The sequence below is a fragment of the Paenibacillus sp. LX16 genome (assembly GCF_036252815.1).
Lineage (GTDB): Bacteria > Bacillota > Bacilli > Paenibacillales > Paenibacillaceae > Paenibacillus > Paenibacillus polymyxa_B.
The window spans coordinates 2,492,797-2,508,464 of sequence record NZ_CP141152.1 but is presented as its reverse complement, the minus strand read 5'-3'; the positions used below and the strand labels follow the sequence as shown (position 1 = coordinate 2,508,464).

The following is a 15,668-nucleotide window of genomic DNA, read 5'->3' as shown; positions in this document are numbered from 1 at the left end:
GAACGGTGAACCAGTATGCCTACAGGCTGATCCGGTTCAACACCTTCCGCACGCAGCGTTCGAGCCAAACGGTTCGCGCGCTCATTCAACTCCGCGTAGGTCAACGATTCCGCTCCGCACAACACTGCCACCTGGTCCGGTGTATCCGCGGCCTGCTGCTCAAACAATGCGCTTAGCGTTTGATCCTGCGGATAGGCTGTCGCCGTATCCCCCCAGACCTGAACGAGCTGTGCCTGTTCTTCCGGTGTTACCAATTCCAGCTCATTCACTCGGATATTCGGATTGTCCACAATTTGTCCGATGACATGGTCGATATGGCCCTGGATACGCTCCATGGCAGACCGGCTATACACTAGAGCATTGTATTCAAGCAGGATGGAGATATCCTCGTCAGGCACGACAATCAGGTTGAAATCGTAGTTGGTTTGCTCGGCAAGTTCCACATTGGCAATCGAAAAGTCCGTCTGTGACCTTGTCTCGTCAGAACCGCCCATCTGCTTCATCTGCTGCCCGATCGGGTAGTTTTCAAAGACCATGATGTGATGAATCAGGTCTTGTTTTTGTTCAGTCAGTGCCTGAATGTCGTACAACGGGAACGTGTCATACATACTGGAGGCCAAAGCCTGTTCCTGCGTACGCTGCAATATTTCAGCAAATGTAGCATTCCATTCACTTTGAATCCGCACCGGTATGGTATTGATAAACAGTCCGATCATGTTCTCCACACCCGGAATGTCTGCCGGACGACCAGATACCACACCACCAAACACAACATCCTGATTATTATTGTATTGCTGTAAAATAACGCCCCACACACTTTGCAGCAATGTGTTAATCGTGACGTGCTGCTGCTTGGCCATTTGGTTTAATGCGGCACTCTGCTCCTTGCCCAACCTAAATGGCAGCTTTTCCAAAACATAGCCGGCATTTGAACTTTCACCACTTCTGTCCGGTTCTTCATCCCGTGCGACGACAGAAGCTTGCGCGTTCTCACCAGGCAACAAGGTTCGCTGCTCAAAACCTGCCAAATAGTCACTCCAATAACGGGTCGCTTCCTGTGCATCCTGATGTTCCAACCATTCGATATAGTCACTATACGGCTTGACAGGTGCGAGCTCTGGCTGCTTGTGCTCCAGCAGGGCCAAATACGCCCCAAACACTTCGTCCGTCATCAGGGACAGGCACCATCCGTCCATCACAATATGATGGAAGCTCCATACAAAACGATATGAGCTATCCCCTGTGCGGAAGACGGATACTCGCATAAGCGCATCCTTGCTTAGATCAAAGCCTCGAGCTTTATCCTGAGCCACAAATTCAGCTACAGCGTGTTCACGCCCTCTGACATCCTCATAACGGAAGCTCGGATTTTTATGACGATAGACGATCTGCAACGGTTGACCATACCAGCCGCTGTAGAAATTCGTCCGTAATATAGCATGCCGGCTAACCAGCAGCTTCAAGCTTTCCTCGAATAGGGATGGCTCAAAGTGGCCCTCCAGATCAAAGGTCGCCTGTTCAAAATACACGCCTGTTTCTGCATTCATCAAACTATGGAACAGCATACCCTTTTGCATGGGGGTCAAGGGGTACACATTTTCCAATTCCCCAACCGTCTTGGTCTGCTCCTTAATCGTATCTAATTGCTCCAGGGTCAGACCTTTTAGCAATACATCACTTGGAGTCAATTCGGTCCGCTCCCGTGTGACACAATGCTCGATCATTTCAAGCAGGTTGGATTTTAATAGATTAGCCAGCATGTGGACGGTGTCCTTACGGAAGGCTTTGCCGTTATACCGAATGTCCAGTTCCAGGATGCCGTTCGTTACGATCCCGCTCACATCGAGCGCATATTTCATCTTCGTCCGGTCACTAACGACCGATCCAATTGAATAAGGAGACATACGAATATCGCTGTTTTGCAAGTCCTGATCCAGCTGTCCGAGATAGTTAAAGCTCACTTGCGGCTCGGCAAAAGCTTGATGTTGACCAAGGTTCAGCACACCTGCTTGCTGACCAACGGCTTGGCCGGATTCACTCAAATATTTCCAGATTCCGTAGCCCATTCCTTTATTCGGAATAAGGCGCAGGCTCTCTTTGACCTGTTTGATACGTTCTGACAAAGCGGGATCACGACCGATGTCCAGCAATACCGGATATGGACTCGTAAACCAGCCTACCGTACGAGAAATGTCCGTATCCGGCAAAATGTTCCCACGCCCGTGTCCCTCTAAATTAATCAGACTGCGTTCATGACCCGTCCACGTGTACATCATCATGCCCAGTGCCGTCAGAAGCAGATCGTTCACTTCCGTGTTATATGCGCGGTGTGCTTGCTTCAATAATTTTGATGTCTCTTCCTCCGTAAGCTGGACGACCACTGTATCCGTGTCAGCCAAGGTAAAGGGCTCAGCCTGCGCTTGATCCTCAGGCAAACGTACTTGGTCAGCCCAAGCGGCTGCGTTCAATTGCTCCCAATAGGCGTGTTCACTGTCCATGGCTGTGCTATTCGCATAGGTGGAAAGTTTTTGTGACCAGAAACGGAAGGAATCCGTTTTGTCCGGCAGCTGAAGCACTTCCTGATGAACGGCCTGTTCATAGGCAGTAGCCAAATCCTCAAACAAGATACGCCAGGATACCCCGTCCACGACCAAATGGTGAATCGCCATCAGGAGATGGTCCCCATCTGCACAGTGGAACAAACCAGCCTTTAACAGCGGTCCTTCTTGCAGTTGGATACTGCTTTGAATTTCATTGGCTTTCGCCTCAATTGCCGCGCTGAGCATGGCTTCATCCGCCAAATTGCTAAAGTCCAGCACGTCCAGATGATACAACTCGCCTTCCTGTATTCCGCGGTTCCATGCTTTATAGCCTTGCTCGGTCTTGCTGAACACCATCCGCAGTGCATCATGGTGCTCTGCTAGTTTGATAAGCGCCTGACGCAGAGCAGCTTCGTCAAAGCCCTGCTCCCGGTGCAGGATCACTGCCTGATTAAAGTGATGCGCATCCACTTGGGCCTGCGCAAAGAACCCATACTGGATCGGAAGCAACGCCGTTTCTCCGCTCACTTCTCCCTGATCTGCCATACGACTGACCTCGTGCATATGCGGTGCCAGGGTTGCGACGATGGGATAGCGGAACAAATCCTTCAAGTCCAGCTTGTAGCCTGCCTGGAACGCACGCGACACGATTTGAATCGCCTTGATCGAATCGCCGCCCATATCAAAGAAATTGTCTAAAATACCGACGGTTGGCACGCCCAGGACGGACTGCCAGATCGCTACGAGTGTTCGTTCTGTTACAGTGCGTGGCGCTGCATAATCCGCACCGCTGTGCAAACCGCCTTCTGGTGCTGGCAGGGACTTGCGGTCGATTTTACCATTCGGTGTCAGCGGCATCTGCTCCAACCAGATGAAATACGACGGCACCATATAGCTTGGCAGCTCTTGTCCCAGCTCATGTCTCAGCTCACCAGCTCCAAGCTCTTGACTCGCCACGTAGTACGCCACGAGCTGTGTTTGGCCCGTTTCGTCCGTACGGGCCATGATGACCGCTTCTTGTACCGACTCCACCTGCAACAGCTGCGATTCGATCTCGCCCAGTTCAATCCGGTAACCTCTGATTTTCACCTGATGGTCCATCCGACCCAAATATTCAATGTTGCCGTCCGGCATCCATCTTGCCAAATCGCCTGTACGATACATCCGCTCATGGTCTGACTTGTCATCAGCAAACGGATTATTCACAAATTTCTCGGCCGTCAGTTCTTCACGTTTCCAATACCCACGGGCCAATCCTTCCCCTGCAATACATAACTCACCCGGTACGCCGACGGGCTGCAATTCCCCATTCGCATTCATGATATAGATTTGGGTATTCGCAATAGGACGTCCAATATTAATATGTTGAGCATGGGTCAGTTCCTGCACGGTCGACCACACCGTCGTTTCTGTAGGTCCGTACATGTTATAAATGCGAGGACCGTTTATTTCTTGCAGTGCTGCGAGCAGCTTGGACGGAAGGGCTTCACCCCCGACCATAATTGCCTTCACGCTTTGCAGCGCGCGGGAACCTGCTTCATGACCCAGCAGCATTTGTAACCGGGATGGGGTCATTTGCAACATCTCAATCGAATGTTGAGTAATCAACTCACCCAGTTCCTGCGGATTCACCTGATGCTGGCGGTCGCCAAGCACAACCGTCATTCCACCCAGCAAGGGCAAGATGGTTTCCAAGACGAAAATATCGAATGAAATGGTCGTGAGCGACAAAATCGTTTGGCTCGCTTCAAAGTCAATGACTTCGCGCATCCCGGTAATAAAGTTGAGGACCGAGCGATGCTGGAGCATAACTCCTTTCGGGTTTCCAGTCGAACCCGACGTATAGATGACATAAGCCAAATGCTCTGGTCGGGCAATCGTCTCCAGGTTGCCGCTCTCTCCCTGATACAAGGCTGCATCCTCAAGAAATATTGCATTGGCGTTGCAATGATGCTCTTCCAACAGATCACGACTGGTCAGAAGCACTGTGGCCTCGCTATCTTCCAGCATGTATGCAATACGAGAGGACGGAAATTCGGGATCAATCGGCACATAAGCACCACCTGCTTTTAGAACGGCCAGAAGGCCTACGATCATTTCCACTGAACGCTGTACCATCAGTCCGACCAGTTTGTCAGGTCCTACTCCCTGGGCTTGAAGCATTCGGGCCAATGAGTTGGCCCGTTCATTCAGTTCCCGATAAGTCAGACTCTGATTTCCAAACACCAATGCCACCTGATCCGGCGTACACTCCACCTGATCCTCAAACAGCTGATGGATCGTCTGTTTGCATGGGAATGCACAAGCGGTATCATTAAATGCCGCTGTAATCTGTTGTTTTTCCGCTGCTGTGAGTAGTTCCAGCTCTTCAACACGAACATGCGGATTGACCGAAATTTGCTCCAGCAGGCGTGCAAAATGCCCATACAGACGCTCAATACCTGCTTGATCAAAGCTGAGCGTGTTATACATAAAACGAATCTTGATGCCTTCACCCGGCATCACGACGACGTTCAGATCGTAGTTGGTTTGCTCTGTAGCCACCACATTTGAAATTGTGAAGGGTTCCTGTTCTTCACTACCCAGTTGCTCTACCTGCTGCTCCACCGGGTAATTTTCAAATATCATAATATGGTTAATTAAATCCTGCTTCTGCTCGGTCAGTGCTTGAATTTCATACAGCGGGAACGCATCATAGGCATTGGAAGCCAGCGCCTGCCGCTGTGTTCGTTTCATCAGGCCCACAAAGGTTTCACCTTGTTCAGACTGAACACGCACTGGAATTGTATTAATGAATAGCCCAATCATGTGCTCCACACCCGGAATATCCCCTGGACGACCGGACACAACGCTGCCGAACACGACATCCGGACTGTTATTATATTTTTGCAACAGAACGCCCCATACTGTCTGAATCAGCGTGTTGATCGTGACCTGATTGTGCTTCGCCACCCGTTCGATCTGAGCCACCAGCTCCGGCTGGAAGTCACATTCCAGATCTTCAGCGACATATTCCTCATCTTGCATCGATTTAGGCTGTGTTTTTTGCTGTGGAAGCGTAATTTGCTGCTCGTAGTCCGCCAGATACCCACGCCAGTATTGCAAGGCTGCCTCACGATCCTGACGTTCCAGCCATTCAATAAAACAACTGAACGGCGTGACAGGCTCCAGCGCTGGCTCATGACCCGCACGCAGTGCCAGATAGCTACCGAATACCTCCTGTGTCATAAAGGACAAGCACCAGCCATCCATCAAAATGTGATGGAAGCTCCAGATAAAGTGATATGTTTCATCCCCGGTTTGAAGGATCGAAATACGAATGAGTGCATCCTCTGCGAGATTGAATCCTTTAGCTTTATCGGCAAGGGTAAAAGCCTCAACACGCGCTGCTCGTTCTTCTTTTTCCAGTCCGCGCAGGTCTTCATAATATAATTGCCCACTACGATTACGGAAGACGACCTGCACAGGCTCATCCTTCCATGAACTGATAAAGTTCGTCCGCAACGCCTCATGACGCTGTACGAGCAGATCAAAGCTTTTGCCGAAAGCAACCACATCAAACCGTCCATTCAACTCAAAGGTGGCCTGCTCAAAATAAGCTGTCGAACTCTCATCCATTAGACTGAAGAAGAGCATACCTTTTTGCATCGGCGTCAAAGCATACACATTTTCTAGTTCACCCATATCTTGTGTATCTTTCACCAATTGCTCCAACTCGTCCAGCGTGATGTTATTTAGCAGAACATCACTTGGGGTCAACACCGTTCTTTCCTGCGCAACGCAATGGCTAATCACCTCACGCAAGCCGGATGCCAGTAGTTGTCCAAGCTGTGCAATCGTTTCATGACGGAATTGTGTTGTGCCGTAGCGAATAGTGAAAACCAGCTCGCCGTCCTCGATTACTCCGTTAATATCCAATGCAAAATCCATAGACGCGTTCGTGCTAACAGGCACACCGATGGAATAGGAGGAAGGCTCCAGATCGTTGCCTTTATAATCCTGATCGAATTGACCCAAATAGTTAAAACTGATCTCAGGCTGCGCCTTTAACTGCACGTCTGCTTTCTCCAAAACATTCGTTTCCGACAGGTAACGTAAAATACCATATCCGATGCCTTTCTGCGGAATATGACGCAGCCCTTCCTTAACCCGTTTGATCAGACGAGCCGTATTCCCCCCTTGTCCCAGACTTCCATCCAGTACAACCGGGAACTGGCTCGTAAACCAGCCGACTGTCCGTGTAATATCCACATCTGTTAAAATGGCCTCCCGCCCATGGCCCTCCAGGTTGATCAGAACCCGTTCGGAACCAGACCAGTCATAGACGGCTTTTCCGAGCGCAGCCAGCAACAGGTCATTCATTTCCGTGTTGTACGCGCGATGAGCTTGTTTGAGTAGTTGCTCAGTTTCCTGCTTCGTCCAGCGGACAGTCACAACCTCACTGTCTCCCAGCAGAGCATTGTCATTTGCAAAATCCTTCGGCAAAGGCTTCGCCAGGCTTGCTTCTGCTTGTTCGATATGCTGCCAGTATGCGTGCTCCCGCTCTATCGTCGCACTATTCGCGTAGGCTGACAGCCGTTTAGCCCATTCCTGGAACGAATCTGTTTTATGCGGCAGTCGAATAGTTGTGCCTGTTTTACCTGCAACGGCCTGCTCATAACCCGATGCCAAATCCTCCAGTAAAATACGCCACGATACACCGTCCACGACCAAATGATGAATGACGATTAGCAAATGATCGCCCTCAGCGCAATGAAACAGACCGAGCTTCACAAGTGGACCCTCGCTCAAGTGAATGCTCGCTTGAATTTCACTCGCCTTGGCTTCTACAGCGGTGGATTCGTCTTCAACTCCGCTAAAATCTACGATGTCCAGCGTGTATAGCTCGCCTTCCACCACACTGCGGTTCCAAGCGGCATAGCCTTGCTCCGTCTCACGGAATATCGTACGCAATGCGTCATGATGCTGGACAATACGTTCCATCGTACGGCGCAGCGCATCGACGTCAAAGCGCCCAGCTCGATACAGCATCATCGCCTGGTTGCTGTGGTGCAGATCAATCGGCTGCTGCTCGAAGAACCACCGTTGAATGGGTGTCAGATCTACCTTGCCTACTGCCTCTTCCTGGCTGGCAATCTTGCCATCTGTACGAAGCAAAGGACTGAGTGACGCTACCGTCGGATGGCTGAACAAATCCTTCATGTCCAGTCGATACCCTGCTTGCAGCAATCGGGATGATACTTGCAATGCTTTGATCGAATCGCCGCCCAGCTCGAAGAAGTTATCCTGCGTGCCTACCGTTTCGACACCCAGCACCCCGGCCCACACTGAAGCTAAAACCTGTTCTACCGTAGTACGTGGAGCCACATAGGCTGCGCCGGTATGGATGCTTCCTTCCGGTTCCGGCAAGGCCTTGCGGTCGATTTTTCCATTGTGGGTCAGTGGCAAGGTCTCCAGACGCATCAAGCGTGCAGGTACCATATGTGCTGGCAGTCCTGCTTCCAGCTCGGCCTGTACCTCCTCGATCCGCAGCTCAGCTTCTCCCGTGATGTATCCGCACAAGTACTTGTGTCCACGCTCGTCCGTCCGGTCGATGACTATCGCTTGACGCACACCCGGCACCCGCTGGATCGCGGTTTCAATCTCGCCCAGCTCAATCCGGTATCCCCGGATTTTCACTTGATCATCCATCCGGCCGATAAAGTCCACATTGCCATCTGGCATCCACCGCGCCAAGTCGCCTGTGCGGTACAGCCGTTCACCTGGCACGAACGGATTGGCCACGAATTTCTCGGCCGTCAGGTCCGCACGATTCAGGTAGCCTCGTGCCACCCCGGCACCGCCAATGCACAGCTCGCCCAGTACGCCGATCGGCACCGGATTCAACTGGCTGTCCACAATGTAGAAGCGTGCGTTCAGCCATGCCTGACCAATCGGCACACTGCCGCTACTTGGCAGCTTCGACAGTTCTTCGTCGTAGAAGCTGGAGTCAATCGCCGCTTCCGTGACGCCATAGCTGTTCATAATGCGGATATCCGCACCAAACCGTTCTTGCAGCACCCGATAATCCGTCACGCTGCAGCTATCCGAGCTGGTGATCAGCAGTTCCAGACTGCTCATGTCCAGTCCGTGTTCATGCACATGCTGCATGAACGGTACGATTAAAGCCGGGGTAGATTCGAACACCGTAATCTGATAATCGTGAATCCAGCCATACAGACGGCTTGGATCAATCCGGTCGTCTTTCGGGCAGATGACCATCGTGCCACCGTTATAGAGCGCCCGTGCGATATCACCGACGAATACGTCGAAGGAGAAACTTGCCAGCTGCAGCAGTCGTACCGGGAACTGGTTCAGGCGATAATCCCGACGATATGCCTTAGCCGTATTCACTAAGCTGCGATGCTCGACCATAACGCCTTTTGGACGCCCCGTTGTCCCGGACGTGTAGATCACATACGCCAGATCCTGCGGCTCATTGATAGGTTCCACATCCGTCGTATCCCCGGTGTACAGTGACTCATCATCCAGCGCTAGTACGGTATGCAGACGCAAGTTCGCTGCGGATTCGGGTGCTGCTTCGCTGGCAGACTCCAAATCTGATTTCAAGCTCAAACCTTCATTGAGGCTGTCTCTTTCCATTGTTTCAACGCTAACCGCCGTCTCCAGCTCACCCTTAGCTTTTCCATCGTCCAAAGCCCATTGGCTTTCATTCAGCCATGCTTGTGCGCGCTCCCGCAAACTAGTTTGAGTCAGCAGTACCGTTGCGCCGCTGTCCTCAAGCATAAAACGGATACGCTCGGATGGATAATCCGCATCTAACGGTACATATGCACCTCCGGCTTTCCATACTGCTAATACGCCGATCAGCATGTCCACCGAGCGCTCGCTCAAAATACCAACAATGGACTCGCGCCCAATACCTTCATTCCGCAATCTACGAGCAAGTTGGTTCCCACGCTCGTTCAGCTCGCGATACGTAAGCTGCCGCTCCTCGTATACAACTGCCACGTGATCCGGCACAAGCTGCGCTTGTTCTTCCACATAGGCGTGGAACAACCCTTCTGATTGCTTTTCATCACTCCATGCAGATACGCCCACGGATCCAAAACCATCGATGATTTTTGCTTTTTCCGCAGTAGTCACCAGCTCAAGTTCATCTACCAGCGCATCTGGTCTGTTAATCGCTTCTTCAATAATATGCAACAAATGCTCGCGGATTTGCTCTACAGCCGTGCGTTCCAACACTCGCGCGTTGTACTCCAAATGGACATGAATTTCATCGCCCGGCACAACCGTAATGTTGAAATCATAGTTCGTTTGCTCCGACACGGAAGCATTGGCAATCGTAAAGCCATTCGTGCCACGACTGCCCATTTGCTCCATGCGCTGTTCCACTGGGTAGTTTTCAAACACCATAATATGGTTCACCAGGTCCTGTTTCTGCTCTGTTAGGGCCTGAATTTCATACAACGGATAGGTTTCATAGGCACGGGAAGCCAGTGCCTGCTCCTGTATCTGCTTCATTAACGCAGCAAACGTAATATCTTTCTCACTGTGAATCCGTACAGGAACCGTGTTAATGAACAAACCAATCATTTTATCGATGCCCGGAATATCCGCTGATCTGCCGGATACGACACTGCCAAATACAACATCCCGACTGTTGTTATACCGTTGCAGCACAACACCCCACGCTGCTTGCAGAAGGGTATTGACCGTTACTTGCTTCTGCTTAACCAGCTTGTTTATCCGTTCCGTCACTTCGTGGCCCAGTGTAAACGAAAGCTTGTCCGCTTCATATTCTTTAGCGTGACTGTCCAGCTGTTTTACCTGCGGCAATACGGTCTGCTGCTCAAAGCCAGCAAAATAATCACTCCAGAACCGTTCAGCCTCCACGTTGTCCTGCCGATCCAGCCATTCAATGTATTCGCTGTATGGTGTTACCGGGGCGAGCTCCGGCTTGCGGTCTTCGAGTATGGCAAAGTACGTATTAAATGCTTCCCCTATAACAAGGAACAAGCACCAGCCGTCCATCAAAATATGATGGAAGCTCCACACAAAACGATACGACTCCTCGCCTGTACGTAAAATAGACACCCGCATCAGCTCGCCTGAGCTGAAATGAAAGCCTTCGGCTTTGTCGCGCTCAGCAAAATCAGCAATGTATGCGTCCTGCTCACCTTGTTTCATCGAACGTACATCTTCAAAACGGAACCCGGCGTGCTTGTGACGGTACACTACCTGTAAAGGCTGCTCATTCCATCCGCTATAAAAGTTCGTTCTGAATATTTGATGGCGATCCACCAGCTGATTTAAGCTTTCGGCAAAAGCCTCCACTTGAAAGCTGCCTTGCAGATCAAATGTCGCCTGCTCAAAGTACGCCCCGGATTTCGGCTCCATTAGGCCGTGGAACAGGATGCCTTTTTGCATGGGTGTGAGCGAATAAATATTTTCTAGTTCTCCCGCAGCAGCCGTCTGCTCTACAATATGATCCAGCTCTCCAGCCGTCAGTCCTTGGAAGGACAAGTCGCTTGGCGTCAGCTCTGGCAACTCTTTTTCCACACAGTGAGCCAATACCTCACGCAAGCTCTCCTGAAGCAGATCAGCCAGCTTTTTGATTGACTTTTTCATGAATGTTTTCCTGCTGTAGCTGATCGTCAGCTCCAGTGCACCGTCCGTGATCATGCCGTTGATATCCAGAGCATACCGCTTGGTTAACGTGTCACTAATGGAAGCTCCGATGGAATAAGGAGACATGCGAAAGGCATTTTTCTTTAAATCCTGATCGAATTGTCCGAGATAGTTAAAGCTGATTTCCGGCTCGGCAACAAAAGCAGCTTCCCCTTCGCCGTCAGCAAGATATCTCAAAATCCCGTATCCAATCCCTTTATGCGGCAAACGGCGCAGTCCTTCCTTGACGTTCTTGACACGCCGTCCCACATTCCGATCCTCGCCCATATTAAGTACAACCGGGAATTGGCTGGTAAACCAACCGACCGTACGCGTAATATCCATATCCGGCAAAATGGCTTCCCGTCCGTGACCCTCCAGATTTACAAGCATCTGACGGATGCCTGCCCACTCCTGAATTGCAGTGCCCAGAGCTGTCAGCAGCAGGTCGTTTGCTTCTGTATTGTAGGCCCGATGAGCTTGTTTCAGAAATTGTTCCGTTTCTTCTACCGTCCACGCTACGGTCAGTGTCCGATCATCGCAAAGCTGCGTCTTGGCCTGAGATTTACGAGTGTAATCCTTAGGCAAGGATGCCTGATTCTTCCCTGCTTCCTCAATCTGCTCCCAATACGCACGCTCATCCTCCAATGCTGTGCTGCTCGCATAGGCTGATAGCTGATCAGCCCAAAGGCGGAAGGAATCTGTCTTATTAGGCAAACGGACAGACTCAACCCGTAAAGCTTGCTCATAACCGGATGCCAAATCCTCCAGCAAAATACGCCAAGACACACCGTCGACCACAAAATGGTGGATCGCTACCAACAAATGGTCTCCATCGGTGCAACGGAACAGACCCAGCTTCACCAGAGGGCCTTCATCTAGACGGATGCTGCTTTGAATTTCGCTAGCTTTGTTCTCCAGCAAATGAGCAAAGTCAGGCTCCTTAGTAAAATCCACCACTTCGAGGCTGTACAGCTCGCCCTCCTGCACGCCACGGTTCCATGCCTCATACCCGCCGTCTGCATTCTGGCGGAATACGATGCGTAAAGCGTCATGGTGCTCGACAATGCGTTGCAGTGCCTGACGAAGCGCCGTTTCGTCCAAACGATCCTCACGGTGCAGCATCAGTGCCTGGTTATAATGTTCAGGTTTTGATGGCTGCTGCTCTATGAACCAGTGTTGAATCGGTGTCAATACCACATTTCCACTGACTTCTCCTTGATCGGAAACACGGCTCACCCGCTGCACTCGTCCATTCAGCTCAGCAATCGTCGGATACTGGAACAGCTCCCTCATTTCCAGCTTGTAACCATTTTGCAGCAGTCTTGAAGACACCTGGATGGCCTTAATCGAGTCGCCTCCCAGATGGAAAAAGTTATCCAACACTCCAATATGCTCAATGCCAAGTACGGATTGCCACACGGACACTAGCGTCCGTTCTACCTCATTACGTGCCGCTACGTAATCCTCACCGGAATCCACGCTTCCTTCCGGTTGCGGCAACGCCCGACGATCCACTTTGCCATTTGGTGTCAACGGCAATTGCTCCAGCTGCACAAAATATGACGGTACCATGTAACCCGGCAATTCTTGGCTCAAGGCGCTTCGCAGCTCACTAGCCGCGATATCCGCAAAGGTGACTACATATGCACAGAGCTGCTTTTGCCCCTGCTCATCCTCACGTGCAATGACGACGGCTTCTTGCACCGCTTCCAGCTTCAACAGCTGCGCTTCCACCTCACCCAGCTCGATCCGGTAGCCCCGGATTTTCACCTGTGCGTCGATCCGCCCTTTGTATTCCAGCGTCCCGTCCTCATTCCAGCGCACCAAATCGCCTGTGCGGTAGCAGCGCTCTCCGCTGCGGAACGGACTGTCTACGAACTTTTCAGCCGTCAGATCCGGACGGTTCCGGTAGCCACGTGCCACCCCGTCGCCGCCGACGATCAGCTCGCCCCATGCCCCAACAGGCTGAAGCTGCATGGAACGGTCTACGACATACGCTGTGGAGTTATGGATCGGACTGCCAATCGGCACCGATTCTGATTGCACGCCAGTAATGGCATGCGTGGTAGAAAAGGTCGTATTTTCCGTTGGGCCATAGCCGTTGATGATCCGCAGGGACGGATGAGCCTCCAGCACCCGGTTAATGTGCGGTACGGACAGCACATCACCACCGACCAGCAGTTCTTGTACCCCCTCGAACAGCTCCAAGTCCTGCTGAGATAGCTGGTTAAAGAGCGGGGCAGTCAGCCACATTGTCGTGATACCATGGTGGCGCACGGCTTCCTTGAGCTTTGGAGCGTCCAAAATGACATCCTGACTTACCAGTACAAGCTGTCCACCATTTAATAGCGCACCCCAAATTTCGAAGGTGGATGCGTCAAAGACAACGGCGCCAGTTTGCAAAATGCGTGTATCAGCATCTAATTGCGCATAGTTTATACTTTTCACCAAACGCACAACATTGCGATGTTCTACCATAACCCCTTTGGGCTGTCCGGTTGTGCCCGAAGTGTACATCAAATAAGCTAGTCGGTTTCCAAATTTACGTTCTTGTTCTCCAGCAGTGCTGTCTACGACAGACGAGGATGCTTCCTTTAAAATCTCATTTTCCAGATTTGTATTATCGGTATAATCCGCATGATAAGCCTCATTTTGCTCCCAATGTACGGTATTCAAGCCTTGGTCATCCTCTGCCCCGTACACCTTAGCATCGCTCAGATCCAATACGATTCCGATGTATTCCTCCGGTTGCTGTTCTGCGCGCTGCACCAGCAGCAACTTCGCCCCCGAATCTTCCAACAGATAACGTACACGTTCAGCCGGATAATCAGGGTCAATCGGTACATATGCGCCGCCCGCTTTGAGAATCGCCAACATGCCGACGATCATATCCGTGGAACGTTCAGCAACGATACCTACCGTTTGCTCAGCGGTAACACCGTGCCCGCGTAACGTGTGAGCCAGTCGATTTGCTTTTACATTCAGTTCGCCATAAGTTAAATGGGCATTTCCGAACACAACTGCCGTCTGATTCGGTGTACGTTCAGCCTGTTCCTCAAACAACTCATGAATGCCTGCTTCGTGTGGATACTCCACCGCTGTAGCATTGAATACGTCGACGATTTGCGCCCGTTCTTCCTCACTGATCAGCGACAATTCCTGTATCCGCTTGTGTGGACCCTGCACCATATGCTCCGCCACACTCAAAAATTGTCGAATAATTCGAGCAATTTCCTGTTCACTAAACAGCTCGGTACGATAATCTAGGTACAGCACGAGTCTATCGTCATCCAGCATTTCAACCATGTGAATATCAAAGTCGTTCACCGTATCTCCGCAGAAATCGTTATCTACTTGCTGAATCGCTTCATCAAACCGGGAGAAACTCAATGTACGGTACTGAATGGAAGCACCAAACAGGCGCTGAATGTCCAGACTGCTTTGCTGTTCACGCAAATCCTGAATAATTTTGTTGTACGGGTAACGCTGATGCCGCAGAATGGACGCCTGCTCCTTCCCTACACCTTGCAGGAAGGTCAGCAGTTCAGATTCTGGTTCGACCAACAGACGGGTAGCCACGGTGCTGACGAACATACCGATGGTATCCTTTTCCTTCTTAGACGTACGGTTGGCATAGAGTGTCCCCACGGTTAAGTCCTGCTCTCCCGTCACTTTATGCAAATAAATATACAGAGCCGCCAGAAAGAACGTGAAAATACTAATTTTATGTTCCTCGCAAAAAGCCGTAACACCACGATACAACTCATCTTCCAGTATAAAGCTCTCCCGGCGTGCAGCTGTGCTCAGTGTCAGCGGGTTATATGATTTCAAACCTGTAGTCTCTGGCAAATCGGCAAACTTTTCTGTCCAGTACGTTTTGTCCTTTTGATAACGGTCTGATTGCTCATAGCTTTGCTCTACCTGGATAAAATCCAGATAGGGATTGCCCTTGGTCGGCGTATCTTGACCTGTACCATGCACAATATCCATATAATGTCCGGTGATTTCATTAATGGCCTGATTCATGGACACGCCATCTGAAATAATATGATGCATTTTAAAATTAAACCAGGTTTCTTCTGCTCCGAGCTGCAAGATAACAAATCGGTACAGCTGCGAATCCAACAATGAGAACGGCTGTGGATTATGACGCTTTAACCATACATTCGCTTCTTCCGGGGTAACTTGGAGCGTTTCTATATTTTCCGCCGTAAACGGCTCTACATATTGATATGGGATTCCATCCTGAGCAGTAATTTTGATACGAAAAGAATCATTTTGGGCAATTACCCGGTTCATTGCTTGCTGCAAGGCATCTATACGAACAGTTCCTCTGATTTTTACAGTTGCAATAATTGTCGATGTGTTCCGATTAGGATACAGAAGCTCCGTATACCAAATCCGTTGCTGTGGCTGGCTTAGCGAAAACAATTGAACATCTTGCTGTGTCAT

General features: G+C 50.7%; 1 protein-coding gene (running past one end of the window). It reads right to left on the bottom strand.

The window, feature by feature from the left end; all coding sequences use genetic code 11:
* Positions 1–15,668, bottom strand: partial view of a non-ribosomal peptide synthase/polyketide synthase gene (locus tag T3H97_RS11460; RefSeq protein ID WP_328802582.1) — the 5' portion only. 26,752 nt of this gene lie to the left of the window's left edge; 15,668 of the gene's 42,420 nt are visible here — the first part of the coding sequence; its start codon is at positions 15,666–15,668; the stop codon falls past the left edge of the window.